Here is a 23,230-nt window from a genome sequence, read left to right as displayed (position 1 = left end):
AAAGAAGGTAAAATTGGCTAAGACTAATTAGCCACAATCTCTCGCGGGGAATATTCTGCTTCCCCTGATCCGAATGGGTTCCCTTTCGGGGAAAGGAAACTCCACTTACCGCAATCATATTTTAAGTGCTTGGGCTTCTATTGATCGCAATTGACCAATGCACTAAAATGCCTTTAGGAAATAGAGCGTACGAAGTACACAACGGATGTAACGCCACAGCTTCCCACGTAACCCTAACGAATCAAGGTTACGGACCCTTTGACTAACCGTACCGTACCGTCCTGGTACTGCACCTCGACGACGTAAACGTATACCCCGGAGGCGGCTTCCCGTCCGCGCCAAAGGTCCGCCCGATCGGTGAAGACAGCGGGGCCGGTTTGGGCGATTAACCCTCCCCAACGATCATAGATCCGACAGGCTCGGACACGAGCACGGATGTCCTGGGATTTATAGATGCGCAGCACGTCATTGACCCCATCGTCGTTGGGGGAGAAGCCGGAGGGAACGAATAGGGGAAGTTGATCGGCACAGCGCTGGTTGAAGGTGGTATCGGTAGGTAGGAGACAGAAGCCACATTCATCGAAAACGGCCAGTCCGTTGGGTGTGCCCGCACAATCCGCACAGGCCCGATTGAATTCGGGGTCTGAGGGCAGTAAACAGATACCGCAGGAGTCTATTCTGGCGGGCCCGGCGGGTTCGCCAAAGCAGTCGAAACAGGTACGGTTAAACAGCGTATCACCGGGTTGCAGGCAAAGCCCGCAGGAGTCGACGATGGCTGAGCCGAAAAGGGTACCGGTACAGTCGGTGCAGGCCGCATTGAATCGGGGGCTGGTGGCCAGGATACAGGTGCCGCAGGAGTCGACCACCGACTGCCCATTTGGAACCCCGGCACAGTCGGCACAGGATTGATTAAAGGCGGGATCGTTTGGCTCGAGGCAGACGCCACAGGCGTCTAGCCTGGCGGAACCTCCCGAGATTCCTCTACAGTCTACCGGAGGGGCCGAGGAGACCGCGCAGACGGCGTCGATGTCCGCACCGGTTGCGGGCCCGGCGCAGTCGCCCCCCTGGATATCCCTGATTTGCACGGCATCATAGCGCAGGGCGCCGTTCGCAAATCCGGGTAAGACGGCATCGATGTCGATTCCGGTGGTTGCGCCTTCGAGTATGCCAACGGTGAAGTAGCCCTCTCCGTCCTCATCCGGGAGCCCCGCTGCGATCATCGCGTCCCGCGTCGATAGGTCTACCGGCCGCAAAGCAATGGATGACCTTTCTGCCGCCACCCCTACTTCGAACAACCATAAATCCGGCGTACCGTTACCGGAGTTGATCATTTGATTATTGGTAAAGCCCAGCCGCAAGACTCCACCCCGTCCCAGGGACAGAATTGCGGGCCGGTCGGTATCTTCTTCAGACCAATCTGCTACCCCCAGGGCATTCACCAATTCTCCCACCTGATTCCCACAGTTCTGATTGAAAAACAGAACAGTGTCTGCGAAGCTTAATCCCCCGGGGCAGATGTCGCAACCCAGATTAGGTAATTCCTGGCAGCCCGGATCGTCGCAGTCAATGAGCCCGTCACCATCGTTGTCGATACCGTCAGCACAGTCGAGTGCACTGGCTTCCTGGGCCAAAAGACCATGACCGATAATCAAAAGAACGCTCAGGAGCCAGTAACGCATGCTGTAGGCTTTTATCGCCGCCTACTGAGAACGGTTTGTCGACCTGATTCGTCCATGAGCAATCTTCAATTTCCGGCGCTGTGCACCTGGGGAGACAAAAACGGAGGATATTGGGCGGATGGTTTGCCCGCCAGCTTCCGCTGCACCCCGGCTGAGCACGAGGGTTCACTTCATTGCACCTGCGCTTGCGCCCTCATGCTCAATCCATTCCATCTTTACCTTACCTTCTCCTCAACCGCCAAAATTATCCTCCTCCGGTAACCTTTTTGCCCGTAGCGTTACTATTACCGTAGAAACCCGAAATATGGAAGCCACCAAGACAAAAGACGAATTCTTGCGCTGGTACGCGCCCATCCACGGCGCGTTCCTGCGGTATTGCGACGCTCGCTTCCTTGGCCTGGCCGAGGCGGAGGACCTCGTCCAGGATGCCGTGCTGGCGGCCCTGGAGCAGTGGACGGCCCTGGAGGACAAAAACCGCCTCCTGGCTTACCTGATCGGAATCGTCAATCATCAGGTGAAGAACCGGCTGCGCTCCCGGGAGGTACACCGACGGTACCTGCTGGACCGTAAACGCGTACTCGACGAGCGCCTGCCCAACAATCCCGAAGCCGCCCTCGATCTACAGTTTCTGCTCCGGGCGGTCGATATGTTGCCGGCCGCGGAACGCGAAGCTTTACTCTTGCGCACCGTAAGTGGGTTTTCCGTCCGGGAGGTGGCCGACATTCAGGGAATTTCCCCGGGAGCGGTCAAAACCCGGGTAAGCCGCGCCCGCAAGCGGCTACGGGAAATGCTGGCCGAGGACGGTCGGCCGCTGACCGTCACCCAACGCCTGAGAATCTACGCCGCCATTCTACTATGACCGACGCTGAACTCGATAAGCTACTGGCCCACCTCCGGCAGCGGCCACCTTCCGTATCCCTGCACCGGGTACGTGGGTGGGTGCGGTCGGCAACCCCCCGGCGCCGGTGGCGCTACCTCACGGTCTGGCTGGCCCGCGTTGGCCTGATCAAACCCAATTAAACCCCTTTTACCATGCATGATTTTCTTCGTTACGCCCAACTCGACCACGGGTTGGACCCCACCGTATTGTCCGCTTCGATCTCCCCGACCATCATTGAGGAGCGGCCCCTCAACGTTGCTCAGTTGGACGTTTTCAGCCGGCTCATGATGGACCGGATCATCTACCTGGGTACGGCCATCGATGATTACGTGGCCAACGTCATTCAGGCACAATTACTCTACCTGAGCAGTGTGGATCCGGGCCGGGACATCACCCTGTACATCAATTCTCCCGGTGGCTCGGTTACCGCCGGGCTGGGCATCTACGACACCATGCAACACGTCCGGCCGGACGTAGTCACGGCCTGTACAAGTATCGCCGCCAGTATGGCCGCCGTATTGCTCTGTGCAGGAGCGGCCGGGAAGCGGACCATCCTGCCCCACGGACGGGTGATGATCCACCAGCCCAGTGGCGGGATGCAGGGGAAGTTTGCCGACATGGAAATCACCTACGACCTGTTCCGGGAACTAAAGGCAGACCTGTACGGCATCATGAGCCGGCACAGCGGGCAAACGCCCGAGCAGATCGAGAAAGACGCCGATCGGGATAACTGGATGCGGGCCGAAGCGGCCCGGGCCTATGGCTTCGTGGATGAGGTGTTGATGCCGGAATAGGAAGGGCGTTCTCCTAAAGTTGATGAGTTTGGAATGAATGGGGAGTTGTAGCCACGGCGCAAGCTACTCCCGATGATCTGGCCGGGGATGACGTCGTCGTGGTAGCTGGCGGGGACGAGCGAATGCTTTTGTTCCCTTTTTCGAGAACCAATCAGCCCGAATTCCGTCTCCCTTCTACAACAATGAGTCGCGCCATGCCTTTCCGTATTTTAATGCTATTAATCTTGGTTTCTGTCCTCAGTGGATGTGGTGGTCAACAGGACCTTTCGGCCCAGGCCAGCACCGCTCCCTACACCTACGAAACGCCTTCCCGCAACGGCACGGGTAAGGTCTACCTTGGCCGGGAAATCAGTTTCGTCATGGGCCACCAGGCGGCCGGTTGGTTGGAGCGCCCGGAACGGGAGCGCGAAGAAAACGTCAGTCAGGCCATTGAAAACATGGAAATTCAACCCGATGAACACATTGCGGATATTGGCGCGGGCTCTGGATATTACACCTTCAGGATGGCCCGGAAAGCACCCCGGGGAAAAGTCTACGCCGTGGACCTGCAACCGGAAATGCTGGCCATCATGCGCGAGAGAATTGCCCGGGAGGAGGTAGAGAACGTGGAATTGGTGCAGGGGACCGAGAAGAGCCCACGGCTGGACGAAAACTCGGTAGACCTCGTCATCATGGTAGACGTGTACCACGAACTATCCCATCCCCGGGAGATGATGCAGGAAATCGTCCGGGCACTCAAGCCGCAGGGCCGCTTTGTTTTGCTGGAATACCGGATGGAAGACCCTCTGGTGCCCATCAAAAAATTACACAAAATGTCGGAGCAACAGGCCGTGAGGGAGATGGAATCAGTCGGCCTGCGGTTACGGGAAAATATTGACAATCTCCCCTGGCAACACTGTATGGTTTTTGTGAAAGAATAATCGGGGATCCTCCAAACGGTTACCCACAAATTGGTGCCCTTCACGGGGAAATGCCAAATAAGGGAATTTTTTGGGCGAGGGACCGCAGGTGCAACGTAGTGGAATCCTCGTGCTCTGCCGGGATGCAACGTAGTGGAATCCTCGTGCTCTGCCGGGATGCAACGTAGTGGAATCCTCGTGCTCTGCCGGGATGCCAGGTGCAGTCTCGCCGAAGCCATGTCCCCCGACGGAACGGCAAGCACGGGGCGGGGGAGTATTATGTCGCCCAGCCATTCATTTCTCTTCCGCTAAGTGTTTTTACCTGTTTCAACCAGGGTAAATTCTTGATCTCGAGCCGTTTACTTGATGGTCCGCGGTTGGTCCACGCAATTTGCTGGAGCAATTCAACCTCATCGCATTGGCGGTGGCAAAAAATCCATCATGAGTAATACACTATGGAATCAGGCCTTCACGGGCCTCATTCGGAACACCAATCAGGCGGCCTGGGGCAACTGGTCCCTCAGCACGGGCATCCAGGCCGGAGCCGTGGGTATTCTTGACCCGAATACCGGCAGTTTCACGGCCATCACCCAAATACCCGACGCAAAAATCATCAACTCGAAAGCCGGCTACAGCTGGAGCGTGGAGAGCTCTTCGGCTCACCGCACCGAATCCAGCGTAGAGTTCAAGGGGGGCTACGATGACCCCTCCAGTGGCGTCAAGGTCAATGCCGGACTGAAGGTGGATTGGAGCTTTTCCGAGGAAGGAGGAATTTCTTCCCAGGCGACGATCGTCGGCGAAAACATGGTCAGTGACTTTACGTCCCTGATGCAGAAAAACTACGCCTGGCTACTTCAGCAGGCCAGGGATGCGAACTACGTTAACGGCGACGGTATTCTTCAGGGCTTCGGCATGATCACGCACGTCAAGCTGTGCAACGGCGGCATCAACCTGGGCTCCCTTTCCAAAGACAGTACCTTCAGCCTGACGGGCTCCGTCGATGGGGTCAAACAAATGACCGGCGGGGGCAGTGCCAACGCCAGCATCAAGGGCTCCTACAAAGAAATGAACTCCAGCAGCAGTTTCGAGCGCCATAACTGGCCCGCCGGGGCGAATGAGGTGCCGCCTTCCGAGGTGGGGATCAGCTACCAGTTTGCCTCATTCAACGGCAAGACCATCATGCCTTCCTGGATCATGCCGCTGCAAAACTTTACCATCAACCTCGATAACGCCCACGGTGGAACCTACATCGTCCACATGACGGCGACCTACAATGTCCCCGGACAGGATAAGCCCGTATCGCAAGAAGTTACGGCTCCGGGAGGGCAGCAGAAGGTAATCAGTGGCATTCCCCTCAACGCCACCAACCTCAAGGTGCAGTGCGCCTTCGAGGCCGGTGATACCTTTCACTTCAGCTGGCCTAATCCCATTGCTACCTGGCTGACGGGCCAGCGGACCATCGACTGCGGAGGAGTCTGGCCCTGGGGGTCAAAGTGTACCCTCCGTAAGGTCACCACGGCGGTGGAGTCAAATTATGTTGAGCTCCCCGCCTAGTAAGCGCTGCCCGGGTTGGGCAAAGGTTCAAACTACGTGTATTACCGGTTCGGGGCAATCCCGGACCGGTTTTTTGTTCTCAGGGTTAATCACGGCAACGGTCGTCCTGCCGGAATTCATTTCACCTCCACCACTACCTTTCCCATCGTTTTTCCTCCCTGGAACGTCCGCACGGCCCGGGGTAATTCCTCGAAGGGGAAGCGGTGGCCGACGTGGGGGCGGCCCAAATCCAGGGCGGCCAACTCCCCGAGAATGTCGTGCATCAGTTCGGCCCGCTCGTACAGCCAGATCAGGTTGAAGCCCATCACGGATTTATTGAGTTCCGGCAGGTTCTGGGGATCAATTTTGGGCCGGGTCAGGTACTGCCACAATAGGCGGGGGTAGTTGGGCCGGTTCCCCACGGAGCCGTAGCGGGCCGCTCCGTACACGATGCTGCGGCCCATGGGGGCCAGGACGTCAAAACCGTCGCGGAAGATCTTTCCCCCGATACATTCCATAATCAGGTGGAGGTCCCGATCGCCGAGTGCCCGTTCCAGGTCCTGCCGGAAACTGCGCTTATGGCGGACGATCCAGTCCTGGTAGCCTTCCTTTTCGAGGTAGGGCACTTTATCCGCGTGACCAACGGTGCCGATGGTGTAGGCGCCCAGCTGGCGGGCGATGCGGCCCGCGTAGGTGCCCACGCCTCCCGCGGCCGAATGAATGAGCACCGTCTGGCCGGCCGCCAACTGTCCGAGATTCACCAATCCGTAGTAGGCCGTCAGGGCCTGCACGAGGTAGGAGGCTCCTTCGGCCATGGTCCATCCCGGCGGAAGGGGAAGCACGTAGCGCCGGTCGATGTTCAGCGCCGAAGTATAGGCCCCGAAGCGGGTGACGCCCATGACGGCATCGCCAACGCGGAGGTCCTGCACGCCCTCCCCAACGGCCGTGATGCGACCGGCGTACTCCAGTCCCGGAGTGAAGATGCCCGCGGGCGTGGCGCTGTAGAGCCCCCAGATGGCGAAAACATCGGCGAAGTTGAGGCCGATGGCCTCCACGGCGACGGTCACTTCGCCCGCTTCCGGGTGGGGGAGAAGACGATCAACCAGTTGGAGGTTGGCCAGGGAGCCGGCGGTGAGTTGGTAGGTCATGCCGAAAGGTAGGAAGCAGAAGAGTTAACGCCCAACCAGACTCACCAATCCCTGATCCAGGCAGAATAAGATCCCAATCATGATCAGGACCACGGCAACGCTTTGCCAGCGGCGAAAGGGAGGTTGGAGGGCCTTATTGCCTTCCTGGTTGGTCAGCGCCAGGAGTGCCCGCCGGACGGTCGCCCGGTTATAGTACAGCACGTACAGCAGCAAGCTTAAGTAGAGGCAGGCGGCCAGCAGGGCTCCGGGAGCGTCGAGGTAGACAAGGTCAAAGGCGATGATGTTGACCAGGATGGGCAGGAGGATGGCCACCCCCAGGAGCTTGGTCCGTGGCCAGAGCAAACACCAGGCGCCGATGAGCTGAGAGACACCAATGAAGGCGATGTAGGCGGGAGAATAGCCCATGAAGGTCCACCCCAGCTCGAAGGCGGAGGCTTCTCCGAGTGGCGTGGCGGCCACCTCGGCGGGGAGGTGACCCCGACGGAAGAACTGTCCGCCGAAGATTTTACCCCAGCCGTAGACGTTGAGGAAGAAAAAAACGTACCAGCGCGCCCCCAGTTCGGCGAGGGCGGAAAAAGCGGGAAATTGCATCGGTGGGGAGTTTAGGCAAGTGGTTAAACGAAGGGATCCTCAAGTTCTCGTAACAAGCTGCGGGCCGTGTCGGTCCGCCGCTGGTAGCGACGAAGAATGAAGTGATTGTAGGAGACGGCCAGGATCATGGCAACACCGAGCAGCAGGAATTGGGACGTTTTGGACGCAAAGGCCTCGGGCTCTCCGTAGATGCGCGCCGTGAGCATGGCCACGGACACAAAAACGATGGTGCCGATGCCGGCCTGGGCCCGGCGTAACCACAGCAAGCGGCCCCGGTACCTGGCAAAATCCTGCAGCCGGCCATTCAGTAATTGCGCCCGATTGCCCAGGAGAAACAAGCGGCGAATCAGGATGAACCGAAGAACGGGAATCCCGATCAGGATCACCACCATCGCGCCCCCCAGGAGGTAGTGGAAGTCGTTGCCGAGCTGACCGAAGAAGGCCACGATCAGGGCGGCAAAGTATAGGTATAGGAGGGCAAAAAACAGCTCCGGCCAGAGCAACGACCGTAGCTCCCGTCGGTAGCGCCGGGTGACCATCCGCTGAATTTTTTCGGGGTCAAGGCTGGGGGGATGATCCTCCAGTTGCTTCCACCGGTCCCTGAATTGTTCGAGTTCCATATCAGTTGGCGTTTACGCTCCGGCGGAGCTTTTGACGAATGCGGTTGAGGCGGGAGCCGACGTTGGTTTCGCTGAGGCCGGTAATGTCGGCGATGTCGGCGTAGCTCTTCTCCTCGAGGTAGAGGAAGAGAATTCCCTTTTCCAGTCTACTGAGGGTGGCCAGGTGGGGCCGCAGCAACTCCCAGCGGTCCGCTTCGACCTCGTCCGAAGCGGCATGCGGAGGGGCGGTGGTGGCTTCCAGGGGGTATCGGTCGCGGCGGCGACCCTCCATCCGCTGGTGGTGGAGGGCGACATTGACGGCCACCCGGTAGAGCCAGGTGCTGGCGGCGGCCTTGCCCGCGTAGGTGTGCCGGGACTTCCACAGCTGGAAAATGATTTCCTGCGCCAAATCCTCCTTGTCCGCCACGGAGGTAGTGTACAGGCCGGCGGCCTTGTAAATGAGTCCGGCGTGCCGCTGGATGAAGTCGACGAAGTCTGCGGGAATTTGCACGGGGGCGGTTGGGGATTGTTGTCGGGGAGTTAGTGTCGGGCGACAACAATTTATCACAGTGGGGGACGGATTTTTTTAAAAAAAAGGAGCAGGAGGTCACCAGCGAAGTCATACTCCACTCGTCCGACCTAGGCTGTTCAGTTTGCGGATACCTGGAATAGCTTTGATGATCTCCGCCGAGACCTCCGAACAACATTCCGGGCCTCCGGCCCAGTAAAGACAGCTCGAAGAAACGGCTATGCTATCTTTGACTAGAGCGCTCCTCGGAGCCGTTGAGTGTAACGAGCTGCTCCTAGGTGTCGCGAAAATTCAAACTGAACGGCCAACTTCCTCCTCCTCAGTCTCAGTCTTAGCCTCCCTATACCCTGAATCCTCAAGCCTTCCCCCTCTGCTATCCCGCCAACTGAAACGCCTTTGGCGTCATACCGGTATTCTTCTTGAACATCCGGGTAAAGTGTTGGGGGTGCTCAAACCCGAGGGCGTAGGCTACTTCGCTGACGGAGATTTCGGGCTCGTAGAGTCGTTCCTTGGCCACGCGGATCATGGTGGACTGAATATGGTCCTGGGCTGAACGCCCGGTTTCCTTGCGGATGAGGTCGCCAAAGTAGTTGGGGGAAAGGTGGAAGCGGTCGGCAAAAAAGGCCACCGTGGCCGGGCCCCGTTCCCGCGCCTGCCCGGAGCGGTAGTATTGCTGCAGTTCCCGTTCGAAACCGGCCAGCACGCCTTCGTGGCTAACGTCGCGGGTGGCGAACTGCCGGTCGTAGAAGCGGTCGCAGTAATTGAGGAACATCTCCAGGATGGACACCATCACCCGCCGGCTGTGGCGGTCGGCGTCGCGCTCCAACTCGTACTGCAACCGCTCAAAGCAGCCCTGGGCCAGGTGCCGTTCCTTTTCGTTGAGGTGCAGGGCTTCGTTGACCGCATAGCCGAAGAAGTGGTATTCGTGCATCTTACCCGCCAGGGCGGTGCCCAACAGAAGGTCCGGGTGAAAGAGTAGGGCCTGGCCACTCGCCCGGTAGTTGGGGCCGTCGGTGGAGATGTCCACGAGCTGGCCGGGCGCGAAAAAGATCAACGTGCCGTCTTGATAGTCGTAGGACTGCCGGCCGTAGCGAATGTGGATTTTTTCCGCTCCTTTGAGGAAAACAGCGTAACAATTGAAGAGGATACTCTCCGCCCGGGCACCGGGAACATAGTCTACCGTATTGAGGTCAATGACGCTCAGTAGTGGATGGAGGGCTTCCTGTCCAAAGCGGGTCGTGTAGTCACGAACCTGGTCAATGCGTAAGGTTTCCATGTTCTAAAGATAGGGTGGGGGGGAAGCATTTGGGGCTTGATAAACCCGGGAATACGTCAAATACGTAAGTGGGGTAGGTGATCCCGTAATTGTGGTAGGTCACCGGGAAAATAGCGGTCGGAACTTTGTGTCATGGCAAAAGCGACAACAACTTTCTCCACAGTCTTCCGGTCGGGCAATCGGGTTTTCTCCCTGGCACTTACCGGCTTGTTCCTGGCTTTGACCCAGTTCACGGCACCCGCGTTCGCGCAAAAAACGAATGCTCTGTTACCCACTAAATCGGTAACGGCCAAATTCACGGAGGCGAGGATCGACATCGATGGCCGCCTCGACGAAAGCGCCTGGGAAGAGGCCATCCCCGCCGGAGATTTTTCGCAGTACTTCCCCGTCGACTCTCTCCCCACCGAATTTGCCACGGAGGTACGCTTCCTCTTCAACGACAACTTTCTCTACGTCGGAATTCGCGCCGAGGCCCAGTCGGGTAAATACGTGGTGTCTACCCTGCGGCGGGACTTCGGCGGCACCACCAACGACAACGTCTCCCTGCTCTTCGATACCTTCGGCGACGGACAAAACGCCTACTTCTTCGGCGTAACGCCTTACGGCGTCCAGCGGGAGGGACTGGTGGCCAACGGCGGTTCGGCCTTCGACAATACCTGGGACGCTCGCTGGCAAACGGCCGCCGAACGCCACGACGACCACTATACCATCGAAATTGCCATCCCGTTCTTCAGTCTCAAGTTTCCCGACGGGGGCAATCGCTGGCGCTTCCGGAGCTACCGCTGGAATCTGCAGAATAACGAACAGAGCAGCTGGGTGCGGGTACCCCAGGAGCAAATCCTCTCCAGCCTGGCCTTCATGGGCGAACTGGTCTTCGACCGTCCCCTGCGCAAAACCCGCACGCCCTTTTACCTTATCCCCTACGTAAACACCCTGGCCGCCCGGGATTTTACCGCCGGGGAGGGCACGGAAACAGATTTCGATTTTGGCGGCGACGCCAAACTGTCCATCGGCAGCGGCCTCAACCTGGACCTGACGGTAAATCCGGACTTCAGTAACGTGGAGGTGGACGCCATTTTCACCAACCTGAGCCGCTTTGAGTTTCTGCTGCCGGAGCGCCGGCAATTCTTCATCGATAACGGTGACCTGTTTAATAGTTTCGGGAGCGGTCGGGATGCTCAACCGTTTTTCTCCCGGCGTATCGGCCTGGCCCGGGATACCTCTGGGGCCCTCATCGAGAACGGCATCATTGGTGGAGCGCGTCTGAGCGGTAAATTGGACAATAACTGGCGCATCGGAGCCCTCAGTATGCAAACGGCATCCGATGAGGCAAACGGCATCGTCGGTAACAACAACGGGATGCTGGCCCTGCAGCGCCGGGTGGGGAAGCGCTCTACCCTCGGCGCCTTCGTGGTCAACCGCCAGTCCTTCGACGACCCCGAAACGCTCAACGGCCGCGATCCCTGGAACCGGGTGGTCGGGGTGGATTATGACCTGGCTTCGGCCGACAACGTCTGGAGCGGTAAGGCCTACCTCCATAAATCCTTTCAGCCCGGAGACACGGAGGGAAATTTGTCCAGTCAGTTTTTCCTGAATCGCACCACCCGTGACTGGCGCTTCGTGCTTGACTTTGTCTACGTTAATCAGGATTTCACCTCTGATTTGGGCTTCATTCCCCGAAAGGACATCTTCAAGACCGGGCAGAGCATCACGCGTTATTTTTATCCTCGTTCCGGGGCCGTGGCCCGGCACGATATCCGGGCCCTGGCGCTGAACTTCTGGCGGCCCATGCTGGACATGCAGCGTACGGATCACGACCTGCGTTTGACCTACACCGGGAATTTCCGCAACCAGAGCGTGCTGGACGTTACGCTCCAGAACCAGTTCATTTTTCTGGTCAACCCCTTTGACCCGACCCGCACGCCCGGTGCCACCCCCTTACCCGGGCAGCAGGATTACCGCTTCAGCAGCGTGGAGGCCAATTATACTTCCTCGCCCACCCAGTTATTTACCTATGGCGCAAGCGCAGGTGCCGGGCAGTTCTTTACGGGGCAAAGATTTTCGGTGGCCGGTACCATCGGACTGCGCATCCAACCCTGGGCGCAGCTCGGCCTGGCCGTCAACTATGACGGTATTCGCCTGCCGGACCCCCACGCCGACGCTGATCTGTGGCTGGTGTCTCCCCGCTTTGACATCACCTTCACCAAGAACCTGTTCTGGCTCACCCTCGTCCAGTATTCCAATCAGCGGGAGAACCTGGGCATCAACTCCCGCCTGCAGTGGCGCTTTGCGCCGCTGTCGGACCTCTTCCTCGTCTACAACGACAATTACCGCACCACGGACAGTTGGTCGCCCCGCTTCCGGTCCATCAATCTCAAGGTGACCTACTGGTTGAACCTGTAAATCACCGCTTTGTCGTCGGACGGATAATATCGCCATCGGCGATACCTCCGTCCGACGAATGCGCCAACGTCCTTTCCCTTTAGCCTTCGATGATGTTAATCAGAAACCTCCTGAAGGGGACGCTCATTTTCGAGCTGGGTGAAGCGCGTGCGCTTCGAAAAGTCGATGGTGGCTTGCCAAATTGATTGGATAATTTTGGCTGGCCCTCTCTCCACTCGGCCGACCAGCCCGCTCGTGCCTCACGCCTGGGCGTTCGAGCTTCCTTTTCGTTTTAGCTTCGTCTTTTCTTCAGCCATTACGACCGGCTTGCGGAGCAAGCCTTTCCCGGGCACTGCTCTTTTTCGTCGTCGGACGGATACCATCGCCATCGGCGATACCTCCGTTCTACGAATGCGCCAATGTCCTTCTCCTAAGCCTCAGCCTCAGCCTCAGTCTTACCTCCCTTTCCTCATCCCCTCGAAAATCTCCGTGCTTACCCAGTAAATATCCTGATCGCTGGTGTAAAAGAGATATTTCCCGTCGTGGGTGACGAAGGGGCAGAGTTCGTGGCTTTCCGAATTAATGACGTCCCCCATGTTAACGGAAGGGGTCCAGTTTCCGTCGGAAGCTTTGAAGCTGATGTAGAGGTCTCCGCGGCCAAAGCCATCGGGCCGGGTGGCGCAGAAAATCAGGTAGCTTTCGTCCGGGGCTACGAAGACGTCGGCTTCGTAATTTGGGGTGTTGATGGCTTCTCCCAGGCGTTTGGCTTCCCGAAATTTTCCGTCGACGTAGGCGGAGGAATAGATGTCAAAATCACGGCCCGATTTTTCGGGAACGCTGCGATTGGAAGAGAAATACATGGTGCCTTCCCGGGTGAAGGAGATGTAGTATTCGTTACTCCCGGTATTGATGTTTAGCCCCGCATTAATGGGTTTGGACCACGTACTTCCTCTTCTTTCCAGGTACCAGATGTCGTAGTCCTCTTTGGTCCCCTCACCCTTCAGAGCCTTGGGGGAAATGAAGTAGAGCCGTTGTTCATCGGGAGAAAGAAACGGGTCGTTCATGCCGTAATTTTGGTTGGGCAGGATGGTCCGCGGAGTACTCCACTTTTTGCCGTCCCAGGCCGAGTATCTGATTTCGACGCGATTGCCCAGGTCCACGCCATAATAAAACTCGGTTGCCTCCCGGTTGAATACCGAGCCATATTCATATTCTTCGGGCAGGGATATGAAGCCGGGGGCGAACTTCTGTGGCTCCAACCCGGGTGGTTGCTGGCCAAGGTACTGGTGTTCCTCACCCGCGGATTGGGCCGTTCCGGATGCCGTAGATACGATCATCAGGAGGAGGGTGCAAACCAGGGACGTTATGTTTTGGCGGAAAGTGCTGGGCATATTCGGGGCGCTAAATCGGGAGTTTAAATTGTGTTTCGTGGGGAAGATTGGGAAGGCGTTAAAGGTAATTTAAGCAGCATCATTTACTGGCCAGTCCTCGTAGCCCGTATACTCCCCAACATGAAATAGGTTACAAAGGCTACGAAATTTTTTATCGCCAGGTAATTAGGCACTCAATTTTTGGGGTTGGCCGGCAAAACCCGACGGCAATCGCCCGGGAGACCCGGGGCGATGTAAGGGTAGGGTAGGCCATTGCGGGTCAGTTTTTTGACGGAGGGCAAGAAGCGCTACCGTTTTGGTACCATCAATTTTTCCAACTACTCCCAAGATAAAGTCACCATGCGAAGTTTCTTCAGTCTGTTGTTTTTGCTCTCCACGGCGGTTGTATCGGCCCAGGCTGATTTCGCCCAACTTGCCCGTTACCGTGCCGCCAACGAAGCACTTCCCCCGCCGGAGCCCGGGGAGCAGCGGGTGGTGTTCCTGGGGAATTCCATTACCGAAGGCTGGGTACGGACGGACGCGGCCTTTTTTGATGACCATAATTTTGTGGGCCGGGGAATCAGCGGGCAGACATCCCCTCAGCTCCTCCTGCGCTTCCGGCAGGACGTGCTCGACCTGCGGCCGCGGGCCGTCGTGATCCACATCGGGACGAACGATGTGGCCGAGAATACCGGTCCCTACGATCCGGAATTTACCCTGGGGAACATTCGCTCCATGGTAGACATCGCCCGGGCCAACGGCATCAAGGTTATCCTGGCGGCGGTACTGCCGGCGACCAAATTTAGCTGGCGACCCGCCCTGGGGGACCGCTCTAACATGATCATTGAACTGAACCAAAGTATTGCCGCCTTCGCCCGGTCAGAAAATATTCCCTTCGTGGACTACCACGCAGCCCTCACCAACGATGCCGGGGGCATGGACGTCGAATTAGCGGAGGACGGTGTACACCCTACGGCTGCGGGCTACGCGATCATGAAAACCATTGTCGTCCCGGTGATTGAGCGAACGCTAAGGGAGTAGATGCGAAGACCTGGCTCTTACTGGTTTGCGCGGCACCCGCGCTTGCGCCAAATAGTTATCTTCCTATTCCCGCTAGGATAAATCACCCTGGGTATCGGCCTCGCTGATCGCCCGTTCTTTTCCAGAATTGGTAGTTTGAAGCTTTGATTACAAATGGTTTTGCTCACTAAAAGTGTCACGATTATGCGAATTTCGATGACGGTATTATGGCTTCTGGCCACTACGGGGCTGATGGCCCAGACCAGCCTGGCCGATTTGCGCACGGAATTTCTGTCGGAGCCGCTGGGGGTGGAGACCGAGGCTCCCCGTTTCGGGTGGCGGTTAACCACCCCGGATGACCGGCGAAACGCCGTCCAGCAAGCCTACCAGATTCGGGTAACTGACCCTTCCGGAGATAGTCGGTGGGATTCCGGAAAAATAGCCGGAACCAAATCGCAGAACATCATTTATCAAGGCCTTCCCCTGTCGCCCCGCACGCGTTACCGGTGGACGGTGACCAGCTGGGACGAGCTCGGGAATACCACTTCGGCCAGCGCCCATTTTGAAACCGCCCTGACGCTCAACGGCTACTCCCAACGGGGTTCAGCGGACGGTAAAAACGCCTGGAATGACGCCCAATGGATCGGCGGGGGAGACGATGATATCCCCCTCTACAGCGATTACCTCTCCGTCTTTCGCCTTTACTTCTCGCTGCGCATCGACGAGTCCTCGACGCGCGCTGCCTTTGTTTTCGGGGCCAATGATCCGCGCCTTCTGGACGCCAACAAAAATCTCTACCAACAAGAAAATCCGCAGGACAGCAGCTACTTCGCCCTCGAACTGGATGTTTCCGGTATCGACCAGGGAGAACCCGCCAGCATGCACGTCTACCGCGCCGGCTACACACCGGACGACCGGGCGGATACCCCACTCCTGACCTACGAGATTCCCACGGACATCATTAACGCCGACAACCGCCACGCGGAACACCGCTTTCAGCTGGCGCTGGTCTACGGTCAGGGAGACCTCTTCATCTACGGGCCGAACGCAGATGACGCAAATTCTCCACTTCCGGAGGATCCGAACCTGAAGCATTACGCAGCACCCGATCAGCGGCCCCACCAGCTCAATGCAGAGCGAATGACGATTAACCCCTACGGCCCGGGCGGCGACTTCATTTCCGCACCGATGGTGGGCGAGATGGGCCTGCTATTGCGCCCCGGCCAACGGGGGGAATTGAAGGAGGCCTTCGTGACGAATTACCGCCGCAACTTTCCCGTCATCGGGCGAATTCCCGACCAGTCGGCCCGGGCCACCGGGGAAACGGTACTGCACCTTGCCGACCCCAGCCAGAACGCGGCACCGATGCTGCGCACGGAGTTCGAGGCGGCGGATAAATCCATCGCCAGGGCCCGCCTTTACGTAAGCGCCCGCGGTATTTACGAGCTCTACCTCAACGGGGAAAGGGTGGGGGAGGATTACTTTAATCCCGGCCTGACCCAGTACAACAAAACCCACTTTTACCAGACCTACGACGTGACCGACCGGATCCGCGCCGGGGCCCCCAACGCCCTCGGGGCGTGGCTGGGCGAAGGCTGGTGGAGCGGAGCGATCACCTTCACGGGAAGCAACTGGAACTACTTCGGCGACCGCCAATCACTACTGGCGCAACTCATCATCACCTACGCGGATGGCACCGAAAAAGTGGTCACCACCAACGAAGCGGATTGGAAAATATACACCGACGGTCCCGTTCGGTACGGCAGCTTTTTCCAGGGTGAGGTCTACGACGCCCGTAAGGAAATCGGTGGCTGGGCGGAACCGAACTACGACGATTCGGCCTGGAAGCCCGCTGTGGAGGTGCCCCTGGAAGGAACCGCGGAAACGGGCGTGCGGTACGGCTTTGCCGGTCGTCGGCTTTCCCTGGAGTACACCGACTGGAACCTGCGCAGCCAACTGGGCGAAAACGCGACCATCGTGGAATCCCTGGTTCCGCAGCGTGTAGAGGAAGTCCGTCCCGGCGTCTTCGTCTACGACCTGGGGCAGAATATGGTGGGCGTGCCCCGCATCACCCTGGAAGATACCCGGGCGGGCGATACGATCACCCTCCGCTATGCGGAAGTCCGCTACCCGGAGTTGCCGGACTACGCGGGGCTGGAGCAAATGATTATGCTGGAGAATATCCGCGCGGCGCTCACCCAGGACATTTACGTCACTAAGGGAGCCGCCCGGGAAGTGATTCAGCCCCGCTTCACTTTCCATGGGTTCCGGTATCTGGAGATTACCGGAGTAGCGGAGCCACCGCCATTGGATGCCGTCGAAGGTTTGGTGATCAGCTCGGTGCGGGAGCTGGCCTCGTCCTACGAAACCTCAAATACGCTGGTAAATCGCTTCTGGGAGAATATCATCTGGTCGTTGCGGGGCAATTTCCTGTCCATCCCCACCGATACGCCGGCCCGTAATGAGCGCATGGGTTGGAACGGAGACATCAACGTCTTCGGCCGGGCGGCAACCTGGTTGGCGGACGTCAATCTGTTCCTCAATCGCCACGCCCTGGCCATCCGGGACATGCAGGGCGACAATGGCCGGTTCAGCGACGTGGCGCCGGTCGGAAACGGCTTCGGCGGTACGATCTGGGGCAGCGCCGGTATCGTGGTGCCCTGGGAAAACTACCGGCAGTTTGGTGACCTGGTGGCCCTGCGGGACCACTACCCGGCCATGCGATCCTACGTGGAGTTTCTGGGCGATCGCTTCGAGAACGGGTTAATGGCCGAGGGCCCCCTCGGCGACTGGCTGAGCCCGGAAAACAACAAGAACGACAACTCCATGCTCTGGCACGCCTACTACCTCCACGATCTGTACCTCGTAGCGACTACCGCGGAGGTTCTGGGCGAACGGGAGGATGCGCGGCACTACCGCGAAATCCTTCGCGAGAGCAAAGCACAATTCAGGGATTTATACGTGGACCCTACGACGGGACAAACCCTCAGTCAGGGCGTTGGCTTTTCCTTTGGTCGGGGTCTGACGGTGGATTCCACCAAAGTTGGAACACCGGTCAACACCCAGGCTTCCTACGCCATTCCGCTGGCCTTCAACCTCTTTGCGGAGGGGGAGGGTACCCGGCGCGCCGGCCAGTTGCTGGCGAAAGCCGTGGAGCGGGAGAACGTCGATGATGGGGGCGTAACCCGCCCGCCCTACGCGCTGATGACCGGCTTCATCGGGACGGCGGCCATCGCCGAGGCGCTCAGCAAAACCGGCCGCGACGATCTGGCCTACCGGATGCTGCAGCAGGAAGCGTACCCCGGCTGGCTTTACCCGGTGAAGAACGGAGCGACCACCATCTGGGAACGCCTCAATTCCTACACCCACGACCGGGGCTTTGACGGCAACAACAGCATGAATTCCTTCAATCACTACTCCTTCGGTGCCGTGGCCAGCTGGATGTACGAGCGATCCCTGGGTATTCAGCGAGACCCCGACGTTCCGGGCTTTCAACGCTTTATCCTGGCCCCCACGCCGGACCCCACGGGGCAAATGACCTTTGCCCGGGGGCATTACGACTCCCCCTACGGCCGGATCGAGAGCAGTTGGGAGCAAACGGAGGGACAGGTGGTGTACCGGTTTCGGGTGCCGCCCAATACGCAGGCCGCCGTGGCGCTTCCCGTTTTGGCGCGCGCGCAGGTGCAATGGGCCGACGGAAGAGCCGTGGCGGGAGAACGTCGGGAGGGGCGCCTACACTTCCGGCTTGGGTCGGGGGAATACACTATCCAGGTTCAGTAGACGGCGATAAACTATACGATTCGCCTGATCTCCCGGGCGGGTACGCCCGCCACCACCGTATTGGGAGGGACGTCGCGATTAACGACCGCTCCGGCGGCCACCACGGAATTCTCCCCGACGGTTACGCCGGGAAGAATGGTGGCACCGGCACCGATCCAGGCATTTTTTTTGATGACGACCGCTCCGGGGATCATGGATTTGCGGGTTGCCACCTCAACGCCGTGGTTCTCCGTGGTGATGTTCACCCGGGGACCGATCATAACGTCGTCTTCAATGGTGATGCCTCCGAGGTCGAGGAAGCTGCAAGCGTGATTGATGAAGACCCGCTTTCCCAGGCTGATGTTGATGCCGATGTTGGTGAAAAACGGCGTGAACAGTACCGTACTTTGGTCGACCTCCCGGTCGATCAGCTTACTGAGGCAGGTTCTGATGTCATCAACGTTTGCGGCCTTATTGAGCTTCCGGGAAAGCTCCATCGTTCGGTTGACCACTTCCCGGATGTCACCGTATTCCGGGTCGTCCATGGGCACGACTTCTCCGGCTCTGAGCCGGACGAAGATGTTTTTGTCGGCTAGTTTCTCCATGTATCAAAATTGTTCCGGTAAACGAGCATAATTTAGGGGTATTAAGGGGGAAACCTTTACTGGGGAAGAGATGCAGTCACTTACTTAAAGAGCCGTTGCGTAAACAGCACCAGGTAATCCCGCCAGTTGTTCCAGGTGTGACCACCGGCAGTTTCGAGGTATTCGTACTTCATGCCCATATCGTCCATTTTCTTGCGGAAATCCGTATTTCCCTTCAGGAGCATGGGGAAATCATCTTCGCCAATGGCCATCCAGTATAATTCATATCCGTTTTCCATTTGCTGCCGTAGCTTCTTGTCCTGATCCTGGTAGATCGGTGAAGTCGCTTCGGGGGAACGCACCCCTAGCGCGGAGGAAAATAACCCGACGTAATCAAAAGTATTGGGGTAGTTCAGGGAGATGTTGGCCGTATGGAAACCACCCATGGACAGGCCGGCAATGGCCCGTCCGGCTTTCGTGCCTTCGGTACGGTATTCCGTTTCTACGAATTCCATAATCTCACCGAAGGTCTCTTCAAACTTGCCGTCCATGGTGTTCGGTAACTGAAAGGAGGGTTGAGGCATACCGTTGCTCCCCATGCCCGGAGCGGCTTCCTGGGCAACGTTTCCGTTGGTAATCACCACAATCATGGGTTCAGCTTCCCCCTGAGCGATCAGGTTGTCCATGATCTGTGCGGCCCGCCCCGTACCTAACCAGGCTTCTTCGTCGCCACCAATTCCGTGTAGCAGATACATTACCGGGTAGGTTGAGGTCCCGTTTTCGTAACCGTGCGGAGTATAGACGGTCAGGCGACGCTTCTTTTCGTTCCTCGAAGAATCATACCAACGATAGGCAACGGTGCCGTGGGGGACATCCTGTACTTTATAGTCCTCCGCCTTTCCACCGCCGATAAGGAAAATGTTGGAGATGTTGGCTACGTCCCGCTGTACGTGGGCGTTGCTGGGATCCACCGTACGGACACCATCTACCACGAAGTTATAGCGGTATAATTCGGAAGGGAGGGGGGACGTCGTGTACGTCCAAATGCCATCTTCCCCCCTGGTCATTTGATACGTAATCGGAGAAAAGGCATTTTCCACATGTAGGTTGCCGGATAGCAATACCGTGTCTGCCTTAGGAGCTTTTAGCCGGAAAGTGACGGAGTTGTCTTCGTTGATTTGGGGTGAAACGAGGCCGGCCGCACCAAAAATATCCTGTTGCGCGAACATCAAGCCAGGAAGAAGGCCCATCAGGAACAACAAGGGAAGACCAAAGGAATGCTTAGACATAGGAAGATGGATTGAAAGTTTAGATGAATGATCGAAAAGCTTTGTGGTCACCGAACCCTTACCACGGCTGTGTTGTGGGACCCAGGGTAAATTCATTGACGTTTGTGTCCTCGGGTTGAGAAAGGGCAAAAGCTACTACGTTCGCCACCCGTTCGGGGGCAATTCCATGTTGCTGATAAAGGCCTTCCATTTGTTCGGCCGATTGTTCGTGGGTGATACTATCTAGCAACTCAGTGTTGATGGCTGCAGGATAAATCGTTGCCGTGCGAATGTTGGTACCTTCCAGTGCCGATTCCATGCGCAGGACTTCCATAAAGTCTCTGACGAACCATTTGGTACCACCGTAAACGGCACTACCGGGATAAGCCTTCAGACCGGCGACCGAAGAAACGGCAATGACGTGACCGGATTTCTGCTCCAGAAAAGTTGGGAGGACAGCAGCGATCCCATTGAGTACGCCGTTGACGTTCACGTCTACCGTTTGCCGCCATTCGTCCGTTTTCATCGCAGAAAGCGGTGCGGTGGGCATGATTCCCGCATTGAGGAAAATCGCGTCGATACCACCAAAGTTATCCTTTGCTAATTGCGCCAGGTTGGTATTATCCTCCGGAACGGTAACGTCCAGTTTTCCGTACGCGGCCGCGCCTCCCGCCGCCTGAATATCTTCGACAATCTGCGCCAGCTTTTCCGTCCGGCGGGCACCCAGGACGACTTTAGCACCCCTTTCTGCCAATAATTTAGCCGTTGCTTCCCCAATGCCGGAAGAGGCTCCGGTGATGATAATTACCTTTTCACTTAAATCTTTCATTTGGTTTTTCGTTTAGTAGGTTTAATAGATTGTTTTATTGTTTATCAGTCAATGCTGTACTGGTCTTCCGTAACGGCCTCCTGCCAGTTTACGATCCCCTTTTCGGTATTAGGAATTACGTAAAGCTGCTGCAGCCCAACGTCGGGGCTGGCACCATGCCAGTGCTTTACTCCCGGAGGACAGGTCACGACGTCTCCTTTACGAATGATTTCAATGTCCTGTCCCTCAATCTGGTGGTAGCCAATACCGTCGGTAATGATCAGAATCTGGCCCGCGGGATGGCAGTGCCAATTACTCCGGGCGCCGGGCTCAAAGTAGACGTTGCCCGCCAAGGTCGTAAAAATGGAGTCGGGAGCGATTAATCCGTGGTGGTAAGCATTCCCCTTAAAAAGATCCTCGGATCCTTTTTGGCCACGGGGAAAAATGGCCTGGAGGGTATTCTCCTCTGCCGTTGATTCTGTTGGTTCATCCGGCGACGTCGGGGCGCATGCGTAGAGCAAAAGTACCATAAGCCCAGGTCCGAATAGAGAAGTAGTTTTCATAATTGCGCGTTTTGATCATCCCAAAATTACGCCCTGGTTTAATTACATTTGTTACACTATTTTCGTATTTGATGTCAAATATCACGTATTTTGCCCGCCTCTTCTAATGATAATCCCCTAAATGTCGAACCTTCTCCCCGGATAGTTTTGCGGAAACTGTCCGACGGAAACGACTTGCCTACGGACTTTATTAATCACTACCATGTCCATGTCTTTTGTCATGATGGAAGCATGACCTTTACCCTGGATGAACGGCAAATAGCTTGCGGAAAGGAAGAATTTGTTTTTTGGTTTGCCGGTAGCCGACTGGGGGAGTTGTCCTTCTCTAAAAACTTTCGGGCGACCTGGCTTTTCGTGGAGGATAGCTTCATGATCAACAACGTCCCGGATCAACAATGGGGCATTGATGCGACCCTTTATTCCCGGCAGTACCCGGTAAAGAAGCTGGATAATCCAGAAGACCGTCGCCGGGTGCTGACCAATTTTGATCGCCTTAACGACCGCTTCGGTGATACTGATCATCGATTTTATGAAGAGGTGCTTCGATTACAGATGCGCCTCTTCATCCTGGAAATGTGGCATACCTTCGCCAATGAGTACGAGCGACGGAAGCGAACGGTTCAGAGTGGCACACTCTACGAACGCTTCATCCACTTACTGGAGGCCCACTGCCTGCGGGAGCGAAAGGTTCAATTTTACGCGGACCATTTACACGTTTCGGCCAAGCACCTGAATTTTATCTGTAAACAAAATTCCGGTATTACGGCATCCGCCTGGATTCAGCGATACGCACGGGATCGCATCGTGATCTTGCTCCAAAACGATAAGCTGAACGTCGCCGAAATCGCCGACGAAATGGCTTTCTCCAGCCGCTCTTTTTTCACCCGCTACGTGAAAAAGTTGCTCGGAATGACGCCCACGCAATTCCGAAATCGACTGGATTAGCGGATGAATCACCCGCCGGTTGGAATACTTTATCGAAGTATCCGTAATCTGGGTAGGTACAATGCAACGGACAAGAACTATTTTTGACGTGGTGAGAAAGTTAGTAATGTTTCCTCCTCTGAATACCAATAGACTGTATCAATATGGCATCTTATACTCTTTCCGTCAACGGCAAAACCCATCAGGTAGACGTAGACCCCAATACGCCCATTCTCTGGGTCCTGCGGGATCATTTGCGGTTGGTCGGCACGAAATACGGCTGCGGGATCGCTCAGTGCGGAGCCTGCACCATTCACGTAGACGGGGTGGCGATGCGCTCTTGTTCTCTTCCCGTCAGTCAGGCCGCGGACCGGGCCATCACCACCATTGAGGGACTCTCGGAGCAGGGCACGCATCCCGTGCAGGAAGCCTGGCGGGAGCATGACGTGCCCCAGTGCGGATACTGCCAGGCCGGACAAATTATGAGCGCGGCCGCCCTACTGAAGGACATCCCCAATCCCTCGGACGAAGATATCGACGCGATGATGTCCGGCAACATTTGCCGTTGCGGAACCTACACGAGAATCAAAGCAGCCATTAAGACGGCCGCCGCCAAAAGCTAAT

The 23,230-nt window shown here is 57.2% G+C and carries 21 protein-coding genes; 10 read left to right on the top strand and 11 right to left on the bottom strand.

From position 1 onward, the window contains the following. Positions 1-233: 233 nt before the first annotated feature. The gene (locus tag E1J53_RS03660; RefSeq protein WP_134271523.1) at positions 234-1,679 is read right to left on the bottom strand and encodes a gliding motility-associated C-terminal domain-containing protein; all 1,446 of its coding nucleotides are present in this window, start codon (positions 1,677-1,679) and stop codon (positions 234-236) included. A 304-nt stretch (positions 1,680-1,983) separates the two neighbouring features. Here E1J53_RS03660 and E1J53_RS03655 point away from each other — a divergent pair, with 304 nt between their 5' ends. From E1J53_RS03655 to E1J53_RS03635, 5 genes are all read left to right on the top strand, one after another. After that, positions 1,984-2,538: an RNA polymerase sigma factor gene (locus E1J53_RS03655; RefSeq protein ID WP_134271524.1), complete on the top strand. Its 555-nt coding sequence runs from the start codon at positions 1,984-1,986 to the stop codon at positions 2,536-2,538. Further along, positions 2,535-2,699 (top strand): hypothetical protein, encoded by a 165-nt coding sequence (locus E1J53_RS03650; protein ID WP_154640127.1) that lies wholly within the window; start codon positions 2,535-2,537, stop codon positions 2,697-2,699. Before E1J53_RS03655 ends, E1J53_RS03650 begins: the two co-directional genes overlap by 4 nt. A 12-nt stretch (positions 2,700-2,711) precedes the next feature. Further along, a complete protein-coding gene (locus tag E1J53_RS03645; RefSeq protein ID WP_134271525.1) occupies positions 2,712-3,353 on the top strand; it encodes a ClpP family protease in 642 nt (213 codons plus the stop codon). Positions 3,354-3,565: 212 nt separating this feature from the next. After that, positions 3,566-4,273: a class I SAM-dependent methyltransferase gene (locus E1J53_RS03640; RefSeq protein WP_253929852.1), complete on the top strand. Its 708-nt coding sequence runs from the start codon at positions 3,566-3,568 to the stop codon at positions 4,271-4,273. Positions 4,274-4,693: 420 nt separating this feature from the next. Further along, a complete protein-coding gene (locus E1J53_RS03635; protein ID WP_134271527.1) occupies positions 4,694-5,806 on the top strand; it encodes a hypothetical protein in 1,113 nt (370 codons plus the stop codon). Between the two features lie 116 nt (positions 5,807-5,922). Here the strand turns inward: E1J53_RS03635 and E1J53_RS03630 are convergent, their stop codons facing one another. The 5 genes from E1J53_RS03630 to E1J53_RS03610 all read right to left on the bottom strand — a co-directional run bounded on the left by E1J53_RS03630 (position 5,923) and on the right by E1J53_RS03610 (position 9,928). Then, entirely contained in the window at positions 5,923-6,933 is a 1,011-nt protein-coding gene (locus E1J53_RS03630; RefSeq protein WP_134271528.1) for a zinc-binding dehydrogenase, read from the bottom strand. A gap of 24 nt (positions 6,934-6,957) precedes the next feature. Next, on the bottom strand, positions 6,958-7,524 hold the full coding sequence (locus E1J53_RS03625) for a hypothetical protein (protein WP_134271529.1): 567 nt from the start codon (positions 7,522-7,524) through the stop codon (positions 6,958-6,960). A gap of 23 nt (positions 7,525-7,547) precedes the next feature. Next, positions 7,548-8,144 (bottom strand): hypothetical protein, encoded by a 597-nt coding sequence (locus E1J53_RS03620; protein ID WP_134271530.1) that lies wholly within the window; start codon positions 8,142-8,144, stop codon positions 7,548-7,550. A gap of 1 nt (position 8,145) precedes the next feature. Beyond that, positions 8,146-8,634, bottom strand: coding sequence for an RNA polymerase sigma factor (locus E1J53_RS03615; protein WP_154640126.1), 489 nt, complete (start codon positions 8,632-8,634; stop codon positions 8,146-8,148). A 391-nt stretch (positions 8,635-9,025) separates the two neighbouring features. After that, the gene (locus E1J53_RS03610; RefSeq protein WP_134271532.1) at positions 9,026-9,928 is read right to left on the bottom strand and encodes an AraC family transcriptional regulator; all 903 of its coding nucleotides are present in this window, start codon (positions 9,926-9,928) and stop codon (positions 9,026-9,028) included. A gap of 132 nt (positions 9,929-10,060) precedes the next feature. Between E1J53_RS03610 and E1J53_RS03605 the strand changes: the two genes are divergently transcribed. After that, positions 10,061-12,331: a DUF5916 domain-containing protein gene (locus E1J53_RS03605; RefSeq protein WP_134271533.1), complete on the top strand. Its 2,271-nt coding sequence runs from the start codon at positions 10,061-10,063 to the stop codon at positions 12,329-12,331. A gap of 434 nt (positions 12,332-12,765) precedes the next feature. Here the strand turns inward: E1J53_RS03605 and E1J53_RS03600 are convergent, their stop codons facing one another. After that, positions 12,766-13,701, bottom strand: coding sequence for a sialidase family protein (locus E1J53_RS03600; RefSeq protein WP_216649995.1), 936 nt, complete (start codon positions 13,699-13,701; stop codon positions 12,766-12,768). A 339-nt stretch (positions 13,702-14,040) separates the two neighbouring features. Between E1J53_RS03600 and E1J53_RS03595 the strand changes: the two genes are divergently transcribed. Together E1J53_RS03595 and E1J53_RS03590 are read left to right on the top strand one after the other, a co-directional pair. Continuing rightward, on the top strand, positions 14,041-14,721 hold the full coding sequence (locus E1J53_RS03595; protein ID WP_134271534.1) for a GDSL-type esterase/lipase family protein: 681 nt from the start codon (positions 14,041-14,043) through the stop codon (positions 14,719-14,721). A 183-nt stretch (positions 14,722-14,904) separates the two neighbouring features. After that, positions 14,905-18,480: a family 78 glycoside hydrolase catalytic domain gene (locus E1J53_RS03590; RefSeq protein ID WP_134271535.1), complete on the top strand. Its 3,576-nt coding sequence runs from the start codon at positions 14,905-14,907 to the stop codon at positions 18,478-18,480. Positions 18,481-18,491: 11 nt separating this feature from the next. On the opposite strand, the gene E1J53_RS03585 is transcribed toward E1J53_RS03590, so the two are convergent. The 4 genes from E1J53_RS03585 to E1J53_RS03570 all read right to left on the bottom strand — a co-directional run bounded on the left by E1J53_RS03585 (position 18,492) and on the right by E1J53_RS03570 (position 21,682). Then, positions 18,492-19,064, bottom strand: a complete 573-nt coding sequence (locus E1J53_RS03585) for a DapH/DapD/GlmU-related protein (protein WP_134271536.1) — start codon at positions 19,062-19,064, stop codon at positions 18,492-18,494. An 80-nt stretch (positions 19,065-19,144) separates the two neighbouring features. Next, positions 19,145-20,332, bottom strand: a complete 1,188-nt coding sequence (locus E1J53_RS03580) for an esterase (protein ID WP_134271537.1) — start codon at positions 20,330-20,332, stop codon at positions 19,145-19,147. Positions 20,333-20,390: 58 nt separating this feature from the next. Continuing rightward, a complete protein-coding gene (locus E1J53_RS03575) occupies positions 20,391-21,140 on the bottom strand; it encodes an SDR family oxidoreductase (RefSeq protein ID WP_134271538.1) in 750 nt (249 codons plus the stop codon). Between the two features lie 44 nt (positions 21,141-21,184). Next, positions 21,185-21,682 carry a cupin domain-containing protein gene (locus E1J53_RS03570; protein WP_253929850.1) on the bottom strand — a complete coding sequence of 166 codons (498 nt, stop codon included), beginning with the start codon at positions 21,680-21,682 and terminating at the stop codon, positions 21,185-21,187. Between the two features lie 231 nt (positions 21,683-21,913). On the opposite strand from E1J53_RS03570, the gene E1J53_RS03565 reads away from it, so the two are divergent. Then, complete coding sequence (locus E1J53_RS03565) at positions 21,914-22,627, top strand: AraC family transcriptional regulator (protein ID WP_216649994.1); 714 nt, start codon at positions 21,914-21,916, stop codon at positions 22,625-22,627. A gap of 143 nt (positions 22,628-22,770) precedes the next feature. Further along, positions 22,771-23,229 (top strand): (2Fe-2S)-binding protein, encoded by a 459-nt coding sequence (locus E1J53_RS03560; protein ID WP_134271540.1) that lies wholly within the window; start codon positions 22,771-22,773, stop codon positions 23,227-23,229. Position 23,230: the final 1 nt, after the last annotated feature.

This window comes from Lewinella sp. W8, assembly GCF_004375085.3.
Taxonomy (GTDB): domain Bacteria; phylum Bacteroidota; class Bacteroidia; order Chitinophagales; family Saprospiraceae; genus Neolewinella.
This window is presented reverse-complemented; position numbering and strand designations above follow the sequence as displayed.

Bases quoted from the DNA above. Each gene is read 5' to 3' on its own strand.
- E1J53_RS03590 (WP_134271535.1), top strand. From the start codon at position 14,905: ATGCGAATTTCGATGACGGTATTATGGCTTCTGGCCACTACGGGGCTG.
- E1J53_RS03595 (WP_134271534.1), top strand. From the start codon at position 14,041: ATGCGAAGTTTCTTCAGTCTGTTGTTTTTGCTCTCCACGGCGGTTGTA.
- E1J53_RS03575 (WP_134271538.1), bottom strand. From the start codon at position 21,140: ATGAAAGATTTAAGTGAAAAGGTAATTATCATCACCGGAGCCTCTTCC.
- E1J53_RS03565 (WP_216649994.1), top strand. From the start codon at position 21,914: ATGACCTTTACCCTGGATGAACGGCAAATAGCTTGCGGAAAGGAAGAA.
- E1J53_RS03625 (WP_134271529.1), bottom strand. From the start codon at position 7,524: ATGCAATTTCCCGCTTTTTCCGCCCTCGCCGAACTGGGGGCGCGCTGG.
- E1J53_RS03635 (WP_134271527.1), top strand. From the start codon at position 4,694: ATGAGTAATACACTATGGAATCAGGCCTTCACGGGCCTCATTCGGAAC.
- E1J53_RS03645 (WP_134271525.1), top strand. From the start codon at position 2,712: ATGCATGATTTTCTTCGTTACGCCCAACTCGACCACGGGTTGGACCCC.
- E1J53_RS03610 (WP_134271532.1), bottom strand. From the start codon at position 9,928: ATGGAAACCTTACGCATTGACCAGGTTCGTGACTACACGACCCGCTTT.
- E1J53_RS03560 (WP_134271540.1), top strand. From the start codon at position 22,771: ATGGCATCTTATACTCTTTCCGTCAACGGCAAAACCCATCAGGTAGAC.
- E1J53_RS03630 (WP_134271528.1), bottom strand. From the start codon at position 6,933: ATGACCTACCAACTCACCGCCGGCTCCCTGGCCAACCTCCAACTGGTT.
- E1J53_RS03660 (WP_134271523.1), bottom strand. From the start codon at position 1,679: ATGCGTTACTGGCTCCTGAGCGTTCTTTTGATTATCGGTCATGGTCTT.
- E1J53_RS03580 (WP_134271537.1), bottom strand. From the start codon at position 20,332: ATGTCTAAGCATTCCTTTGGTCTTCCCTTGTTGTTCCTGATGGGCCTT.
- E1J53_RS03600 (WP_216649995.1), bottom strand. From the start codon at position 13,701: ATGCCCAGCACTTTCCGCCAAAACATAACGTCCCTGGTTTGCACCCTC.
- E1J53_RS03605 (WP_134271533.1), top strand. From the start codon at position 10,061: ATGGCAAAAGCGACAACAACTTTCTCCACAGTCTTCCGGTCGGGCAAT.
- E1J53_RS03585 (WP_134271536.1), bottom strand. From the start codon at position 19,064: ATGGAGAAACTAGCCGACAAAAACATCTTCGTCCGGCTCAGAGCCGGA.
- E1J53_RS03640 (WP_253929852.1), top strand. From the start codon at position 3,566: ATGCTATTAATCTTGGTTTCTGTCCTCAGTGGATGTGGTGGTCAACAG.
- E1J53_RS03620 (WP_134271530.1), bottom strand. From the start codon at position 8,144: ATGGAACTCGAACAATTCAGGGACCGGTGGAAGCAACTGGAGGATCAT.
- E1J53_RS03650 (WP_154640127.1), top strand. From the start codon at position 2,535: ATGACCGACGCTGAACTCGATAAGCTACTGGCCCACCTCCGGCAGCGG.
- E1J53_RS03570 (WP_253929850.1), bottom strand. From the start codon at position 21,682: ATGAAAACTACTTCTCTATTCGGACCTGGGCTTATGGTACTTTTGCTC.
- E1J53_RS03655 (WP_134271524.1), top strand. From the start codon at position 1,984: ATGGAAGCCACCAAGACAAAAGACGAATTCTTGCGCTGGTACGCGCCC.